This is a genomic window from Nocardia sp. NPDC004722 (assembly GCF_053601505.1).
This window is the reverse complement of record NZ_JBSGBY010000115.1, coordinates 1-16,912: the sequence shown is the minus strand read 5'-3', so window position 1 is coordinate 16,912 and position 16,912 is coordinate 1. Positions and strand designations below refer to the sequence as shown.

The window sequence follows — 16,912 nt, the reverse complement described above, 5'->3', positions numbered from 1 at the left end:
GCCACCGCCGGCACCGGCGGCGCCGGGAGGTCCTGGCGGACAGAGCGGGCCAGGGGCACCGCCGGGCGGACCGGGTGGACCGGCGGCACCGCCCGGAGGCCCAGTGGTGCCGCCGCCATCGGCGAATCCGCCGCGGGTGCCGCCGCCATCGGCGAATCCGCGGCGGGTGCCGCCGATGCCGGCGAATCCGCCGCGACCCAGCGACCCAGTTGGAGCAGCGCGCAGGGCGGCGCAACGGTTCGGTGGCATCAACTCCCGCAGGGCCGCGGCTGCGGCCGCCCGGGCTGCCCTCGCCGAAGGCGCCCACAGCAGCGAACTCCGCGGCGTGTTGGAAGAAGTCGGATTCGACCAGATGGTCATAGGCCATGTCCTCAACTCGTGGGGCAACGTCGCCCGGCTGGCGGACGGGTTCGAAGACTCGGAACGTCAATTCAATGCCTCCGAGGCCTACGCGGCGGCGGTGTTGCATTACCAGGACCGCGTCGAGCGCCTGGATCGCGCGGGGACCCTGCACGCCCACCAGGAGGCCCTCGAGGCGGACCGAGCGACCTTGGACGAGGCCGCCGTCTGGTTCTCCCACGTGTACAGCCCTGCACTCGACCGTGGTGTGGCCGACGGGCCGCAGGGCGACTACGTCGCCGCGTACCTGGCGGACGGCGGCCCGGCTGACAGGAGGGCTCGGTTGGTGGCGTTGGCCCGGGTCGCGGGCGGCGACGAGAGGGCGGCCAGGCCGGGCGCCGACGCGCGCGAAGTCGCCTACGCGGAGCAGCTGAGAAACGCGGGTGTAGACCGCGATGGCGCGGCACGAATATTGAACGCCATCGGCAACGAGGTCTCGAGCCGGGGCCACGAATCGGGCTGATCGAACCGCGTCCGCCGATTCGTGAATACCCACCGACAATCGAGGAAGTGAAGACGATGATCCGCCGGGTAGCGTTGGCGCTCAGGGGTTTTGGTCTGGGGCGGTCGCTCGTGTGGCTGCTGCTGGCTGCGTGCCCGTTGGGGATTGCGCTGGTGGTCCTCACGCCCCTGCTGGCCTTCAGCGTGACGAGTTCGTCGGTAACGGTGAGGGATCTGCGCGATCAGTGTGACGCCGCGGTGGGGCCTGATCCGTCTGCGACGACGACCACCGCGGGGGCTGCCACCGCGGCGGTGCCGCGGGCGCCGGTGAGTTCGGTTGCTCCGACGGCCAATCCGTATGCGGAGCTGACCTTCGGGCCCGAGGATCGGGATGCCTCCGACTGGCTGCGAGCCTGCGCCACGGCCATGCGGCATGCGCCCTATCAGTCGCCACCCGTGCAGACCGTCAATCTCGGGCCCGTCGTCGAGTGCGCTCGCCTGACCGCGATCTCGCTCGTGGATCGGACGGGTGCAGCGGACGTGAGCGTCGACGCCGCCACCTTTGCCGCACTGGTGATCCGGCACGCCTCGGTGGCCGAGGTGAGCGGCTGCCCGGCGCTCACGACGGCCGAGAGCGCCTCGCTGCGTGACGGTTCCGCCGCCGGGACGACCGGTGAATGCTCGGCCCGGACCACGACGGGTGCACTCGTGCTCCCGGGAACCGTTGCCGCACAGAGTCTGTGCGGCCAGCGGGTGGATCCGGTCGCGCTGTCGCCAGGCGACCTGGTCTTCTGGGATTACCGGGGTTACGCGCCGACCCGTGTCGGAGTGGCCGTCGAAACGGCCCCGATCGTCCTCGGCGATCGGGGCACGGGCCCGGCGGTTTCGCAGATTGTCAGCAGTGATCCGAGAACAGGGCAGGTGGTTCAGATGGCGTTGCCCACCGGGCGTGACGTCCGAGTCAAAAGGGTCCTGGGGAATCCCGCGTGAGCGGACCGGGTCCCGCGGTGCGGGCCGAAGCCGCCGTCGCACACGCCGATCCGGAAACCGCGCCGCCGCTGTCCTGGGGCGCGCGACCGGCGTCGACCGATGCCGCCCAGGTCCGCTCGGCCCCCGCGGCCGGGCAGCCACAGGGCACGGTCGCGGCTGGAACGGCCGCGCCGGACAGCAGGCCATCCGGCGCGGTGAACGTGCCCGGCGAACCGGACACGCCGCCACCGATAGACCCGCGGCTGCTCACCTCGCTTGCCCCCGCCGCCATGTCGGCCTTGATGCTGCTGCCCATGCTGGCCTCGGCCCTGGGCGGCGGCGGATCGTCCAATGCCGCTGCGGCCACACCGATTTCCGTGAACACCTCCGGGGGATCGCTCCGGGACACTCTCTCGCCGCAGGCCCAGCAGGCGATCGATGCGCTGGAAGGGCTGCACGATACCTACGGCAGCGGCGATACCGCGGCGGGCCCTCCCCCCGATGCGACGGATCCCGCGTCCTCCACTCCGGGTGACGCACCGCCGGGCTCGGTGACCACGCCCGAGGACGGCGGCGGGGATTCCGCCACCGCGGCGGCGGCGCGGGCCACACAGCTCTATCAGAGCACCGCGGCGGTCGCTTTCGAGAACCTCGACAACCAGCTCGCGTACTACCTCACCGGGCTGGCGGGTGCGCAGGGCATCGATCGTGACACGCTGGCACAACTGGTGCGCGAACTCGATGTGGCCTTGGCCCAGTTGGGAACTCAGGCGTATACACCGGACGGACAGCAACGCGTGCACGCCATCTTGGCGGTCGCTCTGCAACAGGGGCAGTCCATCATCGGCGGTTCGCAGGCCTCGTCGGCGGAAACCGCCGCCGCCATCGATCAACTTACCGCCCTGTACCTCTACAACATCAATGGGCGCGGCTACCAGCCCACGTTGTTCTTCCCGGACGGCGCGACGACAGCGTCGGTGCAACAGGCGATTTCGGCCGCGCTGGCACAGGTGGGCAAACCGTATGTGTGGGGCGGGGAGGGGCCGGGCGGCTTCGACTGTTCGGGCCTGACCCAGTACGCCGCGCGAACGGGCGGGGTGAGCATCCCGCGCACCTCCCAGGAGCAGTACGCGAGCCTGCCCAAGGTATCTCCGCGCGACATCCAGCCGGGCGATCTCATCTTCCCCGCGAATCAGCTCAATGGCGGTAGCCCCACGCACGTCATGATGTATATCGGCAACGGCCAGTGCGTCGAGGCGCCCCGTACCGGCCTGAACGTGCGGGTGACAGGCCTGCCAAACGGATTCGCAGCCGCCCGCTGGGCCAGGTGACGGATCCTCGCGCAGTGCTGTCGCCGGAGAAGCGATTCCGAAAAAGCTTCGGGCAGCGATGTTCTCAGTAGTGGGAATATTCGCGAAGTGCTCAGTGCGCACTGCGCGTAGCATCCGCAATGCCGGGATGTGCATCGAGTTCCCCGAGTAGATCTGGAATTTCCACACCGCGTCGTTCTGCTCGTGGAATTCGGCCTCGACAACGCAGAACCCGGCATTGGTTGTGGATTTCTCGAAAGGAAAGACACGTCATGGGAAATCTTGCTGAACTCGCCGGACGCGATCCGGAGCAGCTGGCCGCCGCGGCCGGTCCGGCGCTGCGCGCCGCGCTGCAACGACATGCCACGCAGTCCGCCGAGCGCGGGCGGCTCGCGTTCAACTCCTTCATCGGCGCGGACGAGTAGCCCGGCGCCATTACCTGATCCGCGGTGCGCGATTACCGCGGAGATCTCGACAAGGAAGGTGTGCCATGGGGAATCTTGCTGATCTCGCCGGACGCGATCCGGAGCAGCTGGCGGCCGCGGCCGGTCCGGCGCTGCGCGCCGCGCTGCAACGATATGTCGCGCAATCCGCAGAGGGCGGGCGGCTCGCGTTTCAAAGCTTCATCGGCGCTGACGATTAGCCGGATTGCCGCGCACCGGGCATCGAGGTGTCCGGTGGATCCTCCGGGCACACCTTCCGCGGGCCTCCCGCCTGCTCGCTAGCGAAAGGACCCCGCGGATGAACCACACGATCGAGGAACTGCCCTGGTCCGGTTGGGGAGTGCAGGTCGCCGAGCTCCGACGCAAGGGCTGGCAGCCGCGTGCCTTCACCGAGTTCATCGTCAAGATCCACGGGTGGTGCAACCTCGCCTGCGACTACTGCTACGTCTACGAAATGGCCGATCAGAGCTGGCGTGCGAAACCCAGGGCCATGAGCCGCGACACCTTCGACGGGGCGTGCCGGATGATCGCCCAGCATGCCGCCATGCACGCGGTGCCCGCGGTGGATCTCGTCTTCCATGGCGGCGAACCGCTGTTGGCCGGCTCCTCCGAACTCGAGTACTTCGCCCGCACCGCCCGCCACATGCTCGAGCCTGATGTCCAGGTGCGCTTGGGAATCCAGACCAACGGCGTCCTGATCGACGAGGACGTCCTGCGGATCTGCGATCGCTGGAACATCAAGATCGGTGTCAGCCTCGACGGCGGGCGGGCCGAGCATGATCGCCACCGCCTCGACCGCCGCGGCCAAGGCAGTTACGACCGGGTCGCGGCCGGACTGGAACGGTTGCTGGCCGATGAACGCAGGCGGCTGTTCACCGGCCTGCTGTGCACCGTGGATCTGCGCAACGATCCGATCGAAACCTACGACGCCCTCTTGCGATTCTCCCCGCCGTCCGTGGATTTCCTTCTACCGCACGGTAATTGGACAACCCCACCCCCCGGTCGAACGTCCGACCCGGCGGCCACACCCTACGCGGACTGGCTGCTGCCGATCTTCGACCGCTGGTACGGCGCCCCCGAACTCGAGACCCGGGTGCGGTTGTTCGACTGCGTCATCGATCTGCTGCTGGGCCGAGACGCGGGATCGGAGTTGCTGGGTCTGGCGCCGGTCCGGTTGGCGGTGATCGAAACCGACGGCTCGCTCGAACAAGTCGACGAGCTGAAGTCGGCGTTCGAGGGTGCGGCGGGACTGCGCCTGGGGGTGCGGGCAACCCGCTCGATCAGGCGATCTGGGATCCGTCGATGATGGCCCGCCAGATCGGCGCCGCCGCCCTCGACGACACCTGCACGGGCTGCCCGGTGCACACCGTCTGCGGCGCGGGACATTACGTGCACCGCTACCGCGAGGGCTCCGGATTCCGCAATCCCTCCGTGTACTGCCCCGATCTGAAAAAAGTGATCGAACACATCGAAAAGCGTTTACGCGCGGACCTTCTCGCCGCCTCGCGCGACACACCCGCAACACCAGGGAGACACTCATGACGGCGACAACGGACGAGATCGACGATATCGCACTGGATCTGAGCTCCGGACACGGTTCTCGTGCGGGTATCGCGGCCCTGACCAGCGGCCTGCAGGTACTGAGAGCGATCCTACTGCGCTCCCTGCTGACGGCGGCGGCCGATGAGGCGGTCGGTGCCGGGGCCGAACTGCACGAGGCTTATCGGAGCCTGGCCGCACTGCAGCCTGATCACCCGGAGGTGGTCTCGTCGATGCTGTGCTACCCCAATACCGGTCCCTGGCTCAACCACGTGCTGCGCCGCTTCGCCGACGAATCCGACGACTCTCGGACCCCGCTGTGGGCCGACTGCGGCTATCTGGGCTGGCTGGCGGCCTCGGCCGCGATCCTGGCCGGGACCGAGGGAGCGGCCCGACTGGTGATCCGCAACGGCGAGGTCATGCTGCCGGGGCTGGGGATGGCCGTGCTCGGCGCCGACGACCACTGTGGTCATTGCGAACTGCACTGGACCGCCACGGGCGCATTGCATTTCCGCTGGGACACAGGTTCCCTGCGGATTGAATCGCCGGCCGAGGAAACGCAGACCGGATGGTTGCCGCTGCGGACCGTGCGGGTCGAGGACGACGAGATCACGGTGTGGCTGGACGATCTGGATCCGTTCCGCCATCGAGAGTCCGCGACGTCGGCGCTCCCACGCCTGAACGCCCAGCAGGCCCAGCGCTGGCAACGCGACTTCGAGCAGGCGTGGCAGCTGTTGCGTCGCCACCATGATCGGTACCTCACACCGATGCGGGACTGCCTGCGCAGCTTGGCGCCGTTGAGCGTGGATGCGATGGTGGACAGCTCCAGCTACACCTCGGCCCATGGCACCGGCTGCGTGTACACCACCGCCGCGACCGACGGCTGTCATTTGGCGCTCACCCTGATCCACGAGATCCAGCACACGAAGTTCGGGTTGCTCACCGACCAGGTGGAGTTGTTCGATCCCGACCCCGAATCCCGCTTCTACGCCCCATGGCGCGACGATCCACGACCCGTTCTCGGCCTGATGCACGGCATCTACGCCTTCTTCGGAGTGGTCGACTTCTGGCGTGTCCATCGTCATTCCTACTGCCACGGGTCCCTGCAAGCGCACGCCGACTTCGAACTCTGGCGCACCCAGCTTGCGGGCGCGATCACCGAAGCGCGGGCCTCGGGCCTGCTCACCGCCGCAGGCACCGGTGTTCTCGACGGACTGACCGCGGCCATGAGCTCCTGGTCCGGGGAAGAGGTCCCCGCTACGGCCCGGCAGGCAGCGAACGAATCATCTTTGGCGCACCGAGTCTTCTGGTCGGTCCGCAACCTGGCGCCGGACCCGGCGGCGATTGCCGAACTCACCGCGTGCTGGGACGCGGGCCGGCGGGCCCCCACCCGGACTTTGCGCGCCGATCGGGTCGATCAGCGCACCCTGCCTGATCACTACCGCCGTCTGCGCCTGGCCGCTCAGCTCACCACCGTGGACGCGACCGCCGCTGCGGCCCTGGCGGATTCGCGACAACCGGAGGGCGACCGGGCCTATCTCGCCGGATATCCGAGCGAGGCCATGGCCCTCTACAGCCGCGAACTGCGCGTCGACCCGTTGCGGCCGCAAGCGTGGGCGGGACTGGCGTTGGCGGTGTCGAAGGTGCACGGACCCCACGCCGTGCGGGTCTTGACCGATCGAGCAGAGGTGGCGGCGCGGTTGTATCAGTCCGTCGGTCCGGAGGCCGATGTTCTCGAGCTGCTGCGCTGGCTCTCGGACGCCTGACCGAGCGGTCACGAGCGCAGCAACCGACGTCTCGCCTCGGCGGGCAGGTCCGCGCGCAGTTGCGGTGCGACGAGCCCGGCCGCCGCCAGCGGGCCGGGCGTCGGCAGCGCCTGCCCAGCCAGGACGAACCCGAGCTTGGCGTAGGCCCGATGTCCGCGGGTGCCGGCGGTCGTGTACGCGTAGAACGGACGGTCACGGGCCGCGAGTACCGCCCGCCGCATCAGCGGTCGTGCCAGGCCCATGCCATGGAACTCGGGGAGCACGTACCACGCCGCGAGCAGAATGGCATCGCTCTCGCCTGGGCCGACCTGCGCGAAGCCGACGATCCGCCCGCTGCCGATCCGCTGCACAAGCAGCGTGTCACGGCCAGCACGCACAGCCGCATCGATCTCCCCAGGCTTACGGGCGGCCAGTTCGATCAGGAACGCCCGGAGCCCCGGCTTGCCGGGCAGCACCCGTAGCTCACTGTAGGCCGAGCGGGCGCCTTCCCGGATCACGTGGACGATATCCGGCGTGTCGCCGAGGCGGGCGTCCTCGATGCAAGACTTGAACACCGGACCGAGTTCGATCCCCTCGGCCGCCATCGCCTGATCCACTCCCTGCGCCGTCGTACTGCTTGGCGACCATTGTGTGCCGCGCATGCGCGATTCCCAGCGTTGGGAATCTCGGACAATGGGCTGAGCTGTGCTGGAGGACCGTTTCTGGTGAGGTGAATCGCGCGTGGGCTGGTTGCAAACGATTGAGAGCATGGCCATAACGGGTGCTTTCGCAGGCCTCGGGATGATCGGAACTCCGGCCCTCTCCATGGCTCTGGGTGCCGCTGCTGGAACCTTCACCTCCAAGGTCATTGAGGGCAAGAACTTGAGCGACAGCATGACCAGCGGCGCGATCAGCGGCGTGTTGGGCGGCCTGGCAGGCGGCCTCCTCGGTGGTGGTGCCGGACAAACTGCTGCCGCGACAGTGGTCGGGACAATCAAGAACTTCCTATTTTCCAGAGCGCCGGCGCAAACATTGAAAGGGCCATTATTGGCAACCCTCGGTGCCGCAGGTGGGGTATTTTCCATGCCCCATGACCGAGGAATATCCAGAATTCCAGTGAAACCGATCTATACCTGGAACAGCTTGGACTCATAGCCTATTCTCTAGTGATCAGCGATATGTCCGGATGCGGGGTGATGTAACATGGGACTGATTTCGCTTTTCATGCCCGATAACGAGGCGATGAAGAATGAGGAATACCCGGACCGGTTCGTCTTGAGCCCCGCCGTCGTAGAAATTTACCAAACCCTACCCGACACCTTGAAAAAAGCGATCGATTCTCTCGGGAAGGGCAATACCACACCGCCACCGACTTCTGCGGATGCGCCTCGGCTGCAGCCCGCGAACCTTACCGGCTCGTCCAGCGCGAGTATCGACAGTTATCGAACGGCGTGCGACACACTCGACAAAGCGATCACGAATCTGCAGAAGATGGATGCCGTGGTTGCAGCCAAGGCGCAGGACGCCGCACGAATCACCGGTAAGGGGAAGACGAGGCTCGTTGACGTGATCAGAAATGTCGAAAAGAAAGCCCGCACCGCGCCCGGAGAGGGCATCAGGGAGGACGACTGGGTCATGAGCTATCTGACCCAGGCAACGAACGATACCACCGCGGTTCTCGACGGCGTGAGTTCGGAACTCGCCGCGCTGAGATTGCCCGAGCCTGGGTCCGGTGGTCCCGGTGGTCCGGGCACTAACGGGCAGGCGGGCGATCCGAACGCGCACTACCAACCGCCCTGGCTCATGCAGCCCGATTTGGCAGCCCGCCAGCAACTCATTCCGCCGTTGCTCGACCCGAGGCTCCCGCAGTCGGACAGGCAACAGCCCGGATCCCGGGACTTGCCGCCCGTTCTCGGCGCCGGTGCGGACGCGGCGAAATCGCCCGCCGCCTCGGATATTCCGCCGCTCCGCAAGGGCGACGTCGGCGATCCGGCCGGGAGTCTCGGCACATCGCCGTCTCGGGCTGGAATGATCGCCCCTGTAGGAGGAACGGGGTCCGGCATGGATCTCATGTCGATGTGGCCGCTGATGGCCATGATGCGCAATAACGGGCAGAACGGCCTCGGCGATCCCGGCCGGTTCGACCGGCTCGATCAGGATCGATACGGTCGTGACCCGCAATCGATCATGCCACCGGGACAGACCGCGCCGCCGCCGGTGGCACCCCGGCAGCCCATCGCACCGGCGGGGAACAATCCGCACTCGACGCCGCAGGTCAAGCCGGTCAGCGCCGCGCACCCCGACCAGTCTCCGGCGCAGCATCCGGCGCGCACACCCGACAAGGACGGCAATGTGTCGTACCTGTTCCCCGACGGGAAGACCCAGTTGGTGTCGGTGGTCGTGGCGCAGGCGCTCGACGTCGCGTTCGCCGACCACACCGGGACCGACGCCCAGCGGGCCTACGCGAATACGCGGGCGAAGTGGGCCGACAGCAAGCGGATCGGCGACCGTGTCGACCCCAGTCAGCTGATGACCGGCGATGTGGCAGTCTGGCGCGATCCGGACCGCACGGCTTTGGTCCGCACGCTCGGCGAGGGCACCGACGCGGTACTGGAGGTGATCGTCAAGGGCAAGCTGACCCCGTTCACCCCGCAGATGCCGGAGACTCCGAAGTCGTCGGAGACCCTGAAGCCGCCGGAGAGCCCGAACGTGCCCGGAAACCAGAAGCCCTCCGAGACACCGAAGCCCGCTGCGGCCCCCAAGCCCGCCGACGCCCCGAAAACAACCGGCGGCACAGGGGATTTCGGAGAGTTCGCCGGATTCGCGCACCCCCGCGGCGCCGAACTGGCCGGCCCGGCGGACAAGCCGGAGGGCGGCACAGTATCGGTCGCCCCGGACCCCTCCGCCGCGCCCTTGACCGCCTGACCGGCCCGCGCGGAACAGGAGACAAGCGTGGTACTGCGCGTCAACCCCCAGGACCTGGCCGGCATCGCCGGGACGCTGTCGCAACTGGCAGCACAGGTGCACTCGGCCCTGCCCACCGATGCGGTGATGCCGGCAGGCGCCGACGCCGACTCCGCAGCCGCGGCCGCGCTGTACAACCTGCGGGCCGCCTCGGTGACCAACGAGGTGGTCGACCTGCTGAACGGTCTCGCATCGCACGCGGACCGCATTCGCGCGGCCGCGGTCGATTACGTGGCCGCCGACGAAGAGGGCGCGCGGAAGATCGGTGTCGGCGGTGGGGTGGCCATCACGAATCCCGTTGCCGGAGCAGTACGATTCGCGCCACGGCCGTCCCCTCCACCGCCGGTCCTCACCGAGGTGGCGGTCGACCCGTTGACCTTCGCGCAGCAGTTGCAGTCGGGTCCGGGTCCGGGCCCGGCCCGCGACTACGCCCGCTTGCTGCGCCGATTCACCGATCACGCCCGACTCGACGCGGTCGCGACCCTCGACGATGCCATGAGGTCGTTGCACAAGTGGACCCCGGTCGGCACCATGGCGGCCGAGCATGTGGGCAATCATCGCGCCCGGTTGACGCAGGCCGCGGACCAACTCGACACTCTCGCCGCCGATGTCGACAACTACGCCGCCGCCTTTGCGGCCGTCAAGGCCCGGCACCCGCTACCCGAGGAGATCAGCAAGGCCCGCGAACGGCTGCTCGCCAGCCTGAGGTCGAACAACCAGGCGGAGAAACTGGCGGCGCTGGAGCACTTCCACGAGGTGAACGCTCGGTCGGCTCGGTCGGCCACCGAGTACACCGGCAAGGTCGGCACCGCACAGACCCCGGGCGACGATCCGAAGCAGAATCCGAACGGCAATGGCGGCAGCGGGAACGGCGACTCGAGCACCATGATGCAGATGCTGCCCGCGCTGCTCAGTTCGATGTCGGGCCTGAATGGCCTGCAGCAGCACGAGATGCCCTCCGAACCCGACACCACGGTGCCCGACGATTCGTCCTTCTACCCCTTCGAGAATCTGCCGAACATCCCCTCCTTCGCCGGCGGTGGTCCCGCTATCCCCGCGGTGGACACCGGCTATCCGGTCGACGAGGAGATTCCGCAGGTCCCGATGGGTGGGCTGCCCTCGGTGCCGGCCGTGGCGACCGGTGCCGGTCTGCCCCGCGCCCCGGTCATCGACGCGCTGTCGAACGGCAATGCCGTCGCGTCGGCCAACCGTGGCGGCGCCGGTTCGCCGTACATGCCGTATATGCCGATGTCGCCCGGAGCGACCGGAGGCGCCGGCGGCAACGAGCGCAAGCGAGTCGTGGCCTGGCATCCGGATCGGCTCATCTGCGTCGACGACACCCCGTACATCGACGCGGTGATCGGTGAAAAGCCGACCATCGCCCCGACCCCGACCCCGCCGACCCCCGCACCCCAGGGACCGGCCCATTCCGGAGGATCCGTGTGAGTGACATCCATCCCGACGTTCAAGCCGCGCTCGACGCCGCGCGCGATCTGCGGCACCGGATCGCCGATCTACGCGAGAAGATCGGCGCCATCCGGGCCCGCCGCCCCTCACCGAGCGGCGCGGTGGTCCCCGAGATCGACGCCATGGGCAAGCTGACCGGGCTCTATCTCGCCCCCGGCACCGCCGAGGGGCTGAGTAATACCGAACTGGCCGAGGAGATCATGGCCGCGATCCGGGAGAGCACGGCCGACGCGAGCCGCCAGTATCAGACCCTCATGGACGCCGACCCGTGGTCGGTCGGCGCCCCGGCCGAGGATTCGGCGAGCGTGTCGTCGTGACCGAGACCACCGCGGTCACCGTCGCCGACACCATTCGCTGGCTGCACACCGAGGGGCTGGTCCGGCTGGCGGCGATCGGCTCGCAGGCACCCACTCCGATCGCCGCCTACACCATCGACGTCGCGACCGGCCTGGTCACCACCTTCCCGGCCGCGGTCGACGGGCCCGGCACCGATGTGTCGACCCTGCCCGCCGATGATCTGCCCTACCCGGAGGGCACCTCCAAACGTCTCGTCGTCGTGGGCGTCACCGCCACCGAATCGGTTCTCGTACTGGACCTCTCGGTCGTTCGTGCGCTGGGCGTCCATGCCGAACGGCCCGCGATCACCACGCGGGCGTGGGTGATGCAGCTGCTGCTCGACCCGGATATCACCATCGCCACCAACAGCTCCGAGATCGATATCGCCGCCGGTAGCCGGTGTCGGCACATCTTCATCCCGGGCGGGGGAACGGTGATCACCGTCGACGACAAGAATCCGCCAGTCACCACGATCACCCTCAATCCGGGCGTAGAGGGACCGGATCGCCTCGATATCGCCGCTGATCGTTCGGCGGATCTGTATCTGGGAGAGCGGTTCTGGCAACTGCGCCGGGTGCTCGGCATCGACGACCTGACCTGGGCGACCCTCGTCGACCAGATGGAAGATGAAGCAGGACAACAGGGTCAGCCACCGACCATGTCCGAAACCCAGCAGTAGGAGCCAGCCATGACCGCTGTATTCGACGACCAGGACGACGCGCAGGAACCGGCTCCGCCGGACTGGCGCGCTCGGACCTACGAGGTCTTCAACCCCGACCATACCGCGGGTGTGGCCTGCAATCGCGATGGCGAGATCGTCGGCATGTATCTCACCGACGATGCCCGCGAGAACGGCGACACCTGGCTCGCCCGCGAAATCGTTCGTCTAGCCCGCCTGGCACACCTGAAATCGCGTGTCGGACTACGCGCCGAAATGGAACACAATGGCACCCGCCCCTACACCATCGACTCGTTCGACCTGCCCACCGAGGCGTCGTACCGGGCCGCGGAGGCGGCCGAATTCGGCTCCGGCCACTGAAGGGAAGTGCGTTGTGCCCGAACAACTTTACCTAGACGATCCCGAAGAGATCATAGCTGCCGTACACCGTGTCGCCGAAGCGTCGAAACGCGCTGCGGCGCAACTGTCGGCGGTGGTGCACGAGATGGTGCCGGGAGGCGTCGGGCACTCACCGCTCGATCAAGACCTGGCCGAGACTGCCGATCGTGTCCGTTCGGTCTTCGCGGACGCGTGCGCCGCCGACGCTCCGCGGTCCGTGTCCGGCTACCACCGGGCGGTGGAAGTGGTTCGGGCGCTGATAGCGGCCGATATCGCCGGCGCCGCCGCCATCGATCGTCCCCGGGCAGCACGCTGACACCGCATGGATCCGCACCGGGGCAGCCCGTACTGGGCCGGTATCGTCGGCGACCGGTGGCCTGAGATCGGGCCGCAGGCGTGGAGCACGCTGGCGAGCGCGGCGCGGTCCGGTGCCGACGGGCTGGACCCGCTCGGATTCGCCCAAGCCCGAAAGGGTTTCGACGAGCGGGTGCACGCCAGTGCCGGCCTGCGACCGGTGAGCGAGGCGATGTGGGCGGAACAGCAGCGACTCGGGGCCTTTCAGGAAGCGCTGGGCGCGGCCGCCACCGTGTTCGACGACTTCGCCGGGCTGGTCCACGACACCCGCCACGGGATCCTCGATATCGTCGACCGCGCCGGTGAGCGCATTCATGCGCTCAGTGACGCAGCGGACGACGACCGGTCGCAGCGGGATCGGACCGTAAAGATCTCCGGCATCGTCCGCGAGGCGGGCCACGAGGTCGACGAACTGGTGTTGCGGGCGCGAAACAGTCTGGGGCACAGTGTGTATCCGACGCTCACGCGTATCGCCGAACTGCTCGGGCAGCCGAACGCGTGGCCCTCCGACGGGGGGAGCGCGGTTCCCCTGCCACATCCGCCCTCCGACGGACAACCCGAGGGTCACCGCCCGCCGCGCGCAACGCGGGGCAGCGAAGCTCCGGCTCCCGTCATCCCAGGGGAGCAGCCAGGCAACGCCGCGGAACCCACCGCGTTCGGGCCGGCAGCTTCGGGCGGGGATCCTGGGATCCCGGCCGGGTCGACACCCGCTGTGGACAGCACGGGCACAACGTTTCCGGACAACTCCGGCGGCCCGCGACGAGACAGTGCGATCATCGATCCCCACGAACCGGTGGTCCACCGCCGCGACGGCGCACCAGAGACATCGCGTGGGCCGGGGTCCCCCCAGGTGTTCGCGCCGAGAGTAGCCCACAGCCCATCGATAGCGCCGACGAATTACGCTTCGCCACAACCACATTCGGGCCCCGCGCCGGATGCGCCCGGCGGCCATACCACGGCCTCTCAGGGGGAACCGACTGTGGCGACCGCGAACCATCCGCTGGGAACACCCGTCGGGCAGCAGAAGTCTCCACCACCGCAGGCGGGTCCGGCAGCGCCGGACCGCGACCAGGTCGCAGCGGCGAACTCCGGATCGGACCGAACCGGAGCGGGCGAACCCGCACCGATCGTGGCATGGCCGCCGGGTGTGGTGCCGGGCCCGATGATCCCGGCTCCGGTCGGCCCGCCGGGCACGGGCCCCGCCCCGCACACCACGCTTGCCGGCGGTGCGGTCGAATCCGGGCGGGTGCCGGTGGAATCCGCGCCGCGACGGGCGGACGGCCCCGGACCACGGGTGACAGCAGCCGCCGGAGCAACGGCCCCCGCCGCCTCCGCGCCCGCCGGTGCCGCCGACCATCCGAGCAGGACCGGGCCCGCACGGCAGACGGCTGCCCCCGACCGCGCCGCGCGATCGCGTGACAACGCCCCCGCGGACGGCGAGGACGCCGCTGAAATGCTCACCGCCGCAGTCGGGCTGGCCCTGGCGGGCGCATCGCCCGCGTTCGTGCTCGGGGACCGCGCCGACGGCGAACTCACACTGGCCCGCACCCTGCTGCGCAGCATTCTCGCGGTGGTCGACGATTCACCGCTCGCACCCGCGTGGGCGGTGTCGGTCATGCGGCACCCGTCCGGCCTCGCCGCCTTCGTGACCTCCACCGAGGGCCGCGGATGGCTGCCCGCGGGGTTGTTTCTGCCCCGCGAAGTGTCGACGCCGTGGGTGTGGGAGGCCGCCGAGGACGCACCCTGGGAGGGACTCGCGGACCCCGCGCGGGTGCTGGCCGAATTCGGACTCGTCTGGGGTGCGGCGCGTGGTGCCGGATTCGCCGCGATCGCCTCCTCGCACCCCATCGACGACGCGCTGCGGCGGCAGCTGCGCGGCGTTCCGCTCGCGGCCGAGGTGACGCCGGCGCCCGAGCTGAATTTCGCTGAACCGGGTCCCGGGCTCGTCGACCGCCTCGGATTCACCGCCGCCCCACGCCTGCTCGACCGGGTCGCGGCGGTGCCACTGGCCGCCGTGCCGGAGAAGTGCGTGACTCTGGCTCAGGATGCCCAGGCCCGGGTCGCGCACCTGACGGCGGCTGCGGTGGATGTGCTGGGCGCTCCCGAGCTGCGCGGCCGGATTCTGCAGGCCGTGAGCCGCGGGCAGCCGGTCGCGGCGGACCGGTGGGACGAGCTGTGGAAGGTGGACGCGCTGCTGGCCGCGTCCGCCGTGGCCCATCGGCGTGATGTGTCGCGAATCCCGCTGGGGGAGTTGCGCTCCGAATCGAAAGGACCGGACGCGGCCGTGATTCGGACGCTGGCGCTGCAGCGGCACTGCGACGAGCTCGTACGGTTGCTGGCCGATCCGCCCGACCGGCATTCCCTACGGGACGCGGTCTACCTGCACGGCCTGATCGCCGAACATCCCACGATGCGGGAAATCGCTTCTGTGCCAAGGGATAACGTCTCGCTGCGGCGACGGTGACGCCGGGCCGGTCGACTTCCCGCGCATGGGGAGCCTCGACAATTGGTGGACCGTAGAAGGGGAGAGGAGCCCGCGCCCAGCATGTCGGAACCACTACATATCGACCCCGAGGTGCTGCGTCAGCTTGCCGCGCAACACGATCAGGTCGCCAACGACATCTGGCAGTGGGCCGAGCCGCCCCACGATTGGCTGCGACGATTCCCCGAGACCTACGGCAAGATCGCCTGGCCGGTCGAGAAGGCACTCCACGAATACTACGACGCTCGCCAGCGCGCGGGTCGCGCGCTGGCTGTCCAGCATCGCGATACCGCCGACATCCTGCGTCAGACCGCCGACGACCTGGTCGGCACCGACGGTGAGCTAGCGAAGGGGATTCTCGGGGGTTCGGACCCCACCGGTGGGGGCGGACCGGTGGTCATGGGATCGCCCGGCCTGCTGGGATCACCCCCCGCGCCCGGGACTCCGGCGTCGGCCGCGGAGTCCCCGATGCCCGAAACGCCGGCTTCCCCGGTCGGTCGGTCGTTGCCGGGCGACACAGCGCATCCGGACGCCCTCGGCCCGATCCCGACGGGCGGCGATCCGGCGGCCACCCCGGGCGCCCTCCCCACCGCGGTCACCGCCAGGGGCGGTGCGGGCGCGCCGCCTTCGGACCCCGATCTCGTCGCGATGACGCCGAGCGCGAACATCAGTGACACCGAACAGAACTCGGTGACAGTACCTGCTACCGGAGCACCGGGCCTGGCGTCGACGACCGGCGAACTGGTCGGTGCGGGCCCCTGGCCGCCCGGCGCGCCCTCCGAGCACACCGGCCCCACACCGCCCGGTGGTGGCCCGGACAGCGCCGTGCCGCTGCCCGTGCCGGCCCCCTTCGCCGCAGCGGTCGCCGCCGCGAGCGACCGGGACGCCGGTACCGGGCATGTGGTCAACGAGCCGGTCAATGAGGATCTCGCCCTCGCGCGCACCCTGCTGAGCGCGGTCCTCGCGGCGGTCGACACCCCTGTTGTCGGGCTGACCTGGGCGGCCTCGGTGATGCGCGGCCCGTCGGGCCCGCACGTGCTGCTCACCTCCAATGAGGGCCGCGGTTGGTTGCCGCCCGGCCTGTACCTGCCTGTCGGGATAACCACCCCGTGGTCCTGGGACGAACTGCTTGGCCCCGAACCGGCCGCGGCCTGGGAAGGGGTGGCCGATCCGGCCCGGGTGCTGGCCGAGTTCGCCCTGGCCTTCGGCCGCCGGACCGATGCCGAACTGACCGCATTGGTTTCCTCGGGGCCGATCGACGCCGCCCTGCGGACGGCCCTGCCGACGGCGGCGGTGGCCGACCTGGTCGGACCCGCCTACGATCTCGACCTGCGGGTCGCCGCCTCGGACGCCGTCGACCGGCTCGGCCTCGCGGGTTCGGCGGCCGCGCGGGAAACGGTGGCCGC

18 protein-coding genes are annotated in these 16,912 nt (G+C 69.2%); 16 read left to right on the top strand and 2 right to left on the bottom strand.

The genetic code is table 11. The features are described 5' to 3' along the window. The first annotated feature begins 325 nt into the window (after positions 1-325). The 8 genes from ACWELQ_RS14250 to ACWELQ_RS14215 all read left to right on the top strand — a co-directional run bounded on the left by ACWELQ_RS14250 (position 326) and on the right by ACWELQ_RS14215 (position 6,867). A complete protein-coding gene (locus tag ACWELQ_RS14250; RefSeq protein ID WP_452397473.1) occupies positions 326-862 on the top strand; it encodes a hypothetical protein in 537 nt (178 codons plus the stop codon). A gap of 47 nt (positions 863-909) precedes the next feature. Continuing rightward, complete coding sequence (locus ACWELQ_RS14245; RefSeq protein ID WP_452397472.1) at positions 910-1,830, top strand: hypothetical protein; 921 nt, start codon at positions 910-912, stop codon at positions 1,828-1,830. Continuing rightward, positions 1,827-3,140 carry a C40 family peptidase gene (locus tag ACWELQ_RS14240; RefSeq protein WP_452397471.1) on the top strand — a complete coding sequence of 438 codons (1,314 nt, stop codon included), beginning with the start codon at positions 1,827-1,829 and terminating at the stop codon, positions 3,138-3,140. The genes ACWELQ_RS14245 and ACWELQ_RS14240 overlap by 4 nt, the downstream gene beginning before the upstream one ends. A gap of 251 nt (positions 3,141-3,391) precedes the next feature. After that, a complete protein-coding gene (locus ACWELQ_RS14235; RefSeq protein ID WP_452397470.1) occupies positions 3,392-3,544 on the top strand; it encodes a hypothetical protein in 153 nt (50 codons plus the stop codon). Positions 3,545-3,609: 65 nt separating this feature from the next. Further along, on the top strand, positions 3,610-3,762 hold the full coding sequence (locus tag ACWELQ_RS14230; RefSeq protein ID WP_452397469.1) for a hypothetical protein: 153 nt from the start codon (positions 3,610-3,612) through the stop codon (positions 3,760-3,762). A 98-nt stretch (positions 3,763-3,860) separates the two neighbouring features. Continuing rightward, on the top strand, positions 3,861-4,868 hold the full coding sequence (locus tag ACWELQ_RS14225; RefSeq protein WP_452397468.1) for an FxsB family cyclophane-forming radical SAM/SPASM peptide maturase: 1,008 nt from the start codon (positions 3,861-3,863) through the stop codon (positions 4,866-4,868). Next, positions 4,865-5,104 (top strand): hypothetical protein, encoded by a 240-nt coding sequence (locus tag ACWELQ_RS14220; RefSeq protein WP_452397467.1) that lies wholly within the window; start codon positions 4,865-4,867, stop codon positions 5,102-5,104. The genes ACWELQ_RS14225 and ACWELQ_RS14220 overlap by 4 nt, the downstream gene beginning before the upstream one ends. Beyond that, complete coding sequence (locus ACWELQ_RS14215) at positions 5,101-6,867, top strand: HEXXH motif domain-containing protein (RefSeq protein ID WP_452397466.1); 1,767 nt, start codon at positions 5,101-5,103, stop codon at positions 6,865-6,867. The genes ACWELQ_RS14220 and ACWELQ_RS14215 overlap by 4 nt, the downstream gene beginning before the upstream one ends. Before the next feature lie 8 nt (positions 6,868-6,875). On the opposite strand, the gene ACWELQ_RS14210 is transcribed toward ACWELQ_RS14215, so the two are convergent. Then, on the bottom strand, positions 6,876-7,463 hold the full coding sequence (locus ACWELQ_RS14210) for a GNAT family N-acetyltransferase (RefSeq protein WP_452397465.1): 588 nt from the start codon (positions 7,461-7,463) through the stop codon (positions 6,876-6,878). A gap of 124 nt (positions 7,464-7,587) precedes the next feature. Here ACWELQ_RS14210 and ACWELQ_RS14205 point away from each other — a divergent pair, with 124 nt between their 5' ends. From ACWELQ_RS14205 to ACWELQ_RS14180, 6 genes are all read left to right on the top strand, one after another. Beyond that, positions 7,588-8,001: a hypothetical protein gene (locus tag ACWELQ_RS14205; RefSeq protein ID WP_452397464.1), complete on the top strand. Its 414-nt coding sequence runs from the start codon at positions 7,588-7,590 to the stop codon at positions 7,999-8,001. A gap of 906 nt (positions 8,002-8,907) precedes the next feature. Next, the gene (locus tag ACWELQ_RS14200; RefSeq protein ID WP_452397463.1) at positions 8,908-9,771 is read left to right on the top strand and encodes a hypothetical protein; all 864 of its coding nucleotides are present in this window, start codon (positions 8,908-8,910) and stop codon (positions 9,769-9,771) included. Positions 9,772-9,798: 27 nt separating this feature from the next. After that, the gene (locus tag ACWELQ_RS14195; RefSeq protein ID WP_452397462.1) at positions 9,799-11,256 is read left to right on the top strand and encodes a PPE domain-containing protein; all 1,458 of its coding nucleotides are present in this window, start codon (positions 9,799-9,801) and stop codon (positions 11,254-11,256) included. Next, on the top strand, positions 11,253-11,594 hold the full coding sequence (locus ACWELQ_RS14190) for a hypothetical protein (RefSeq protein WP_452397461.1): 342 nt from the start codon (positions 11,253-11,255) through the stop codon (positions 11,592-11,594). The genes ACWELQ_RS14195 and ACWELQ_RS14190 overlap by 4 nt, the downstream gene beginning before the upstream one ends. Further along, positions 11,591-12,292 carry a hypothetical protein gene (locus ACWELQ_RS14185; RefSeq protein ID WP_452397460.1) on the top strand — a complete coding sequence of 234 codons (702 nt, stop codon included), beginning with the start codon at positions 11,591-11,593 and terminating at the stop codon, positions 12,290-12,292. The genes ACWELQ_RS14190 and ACWELQ_RS14185 overlap by 4 nt, the downstream gene beginning before the upstream one ends. A gap of 9 nt (positions 12,293-12,301) precedes the next feature. After that, the gene (locus ACWELQ_RS14180) at positions 12,302-12,652 is read left to right on the top strand and encodes a hypothetical protein (protein WP_452397459.1); all 351 of its coding nucleotides are present in this window, start codon (positions 12,302-12,304) and stop codon (positions 12,650-12,652) included. A gap of 148 nt (positions 12,653-12,800) precedes the next feature. On the opposite strand, the gene ACWELQ_RS14175 is transcribed toward ACWELQ_RS14180, so the two are convergent. After that, positions 12,801-13,469: a hypothetical protein gene (locus ACWELQ_RS14175; protein WP_452397458.1), complete on the bottom strand. Its 669-nt coding sequence runs from the start codon at positions 13,467-13,469 to the stop codon at positions 12,801-12,803. Between the two features lie 534 nt (positions 13,470-14,003). Here ACWELQ_RS14175 and ACWELQ_RS14170 point away from each other — a divergent pair. Then, a complete protein-coding gene (locus tag ACWELQ_RS14170; protein WP_452397457.1) occupies positions 14,004-15,488 on the top strand; it encodes a hypothetical protein in 1,485 nt (494 codons plus the stop codon). 81 nt (positions 15,489-15,569) lie between these two features. After that, positions 15,570-16,912, top strand: a 1,343-nt coding sequence (locus tag ACWELQ_RS14165; RefSeq protein ID WP_452397456.1) for a type VII secretion target, incomplete at its 3' end; no start/stop codon positions are given.

What these genes read in the sequence shown, in the direction of transcription:
- ACWELQ_RS14235 (WP_452397470.1), top strand. Translation starts at nt 3,392, where the DNA reads ATGGGAAATCTTGCTGAACTCGCCGGACGCGATCCGGAGCAGCTGGCC.
- ACWELQ_RS14230 (WP_452397469.1), top strand. Translation starts at nt 3,610, where the DNA reads ATGGGGAATCTTGCTGATCTCGCCGGACGCGATCCGGAGCAGCTGGCG.
- ACWELQ_RS14225 (WP_452397468.1), top strand. Translation starts at nt 3,861, where the DNA reads ATGAACCACACGATCGAGGAACTGCCCTGGTCCGGTTGGGGAGTGCAG.
- ACWELQ_RS14215 (WP_452397466.1), top strand. Translation starts at nt 5,101, where the DNA reads ATGACGGCGACAACGGACGAGATCGACGATATCGCACTGGATCTGAGC.
- ACWELQ_RS14180 (WP_452397459.1), top strand. Translation starts at nt 12,302, where the DNA reads ATGACCGCTGTATTCGACGACCAGGACGACGCGCAGGAACCGGCTCCG.
- ACWELQ_RS14220 (WP_452397467.1), top strand. Translation starts at nt 4,865, where the DNA reads ATGATGGCCCGCCAGATCGGCGCCGCCGCCCTCGACGACACCTGCACG.
- ACWELQ_RS14200 (WP_452397463.1), top strand. Translation starts at nt 8,908, where the DNA reads ATGGATCTCATGTCGATGTGGCCGCTGATGGCCATGATGCGCAATAAC.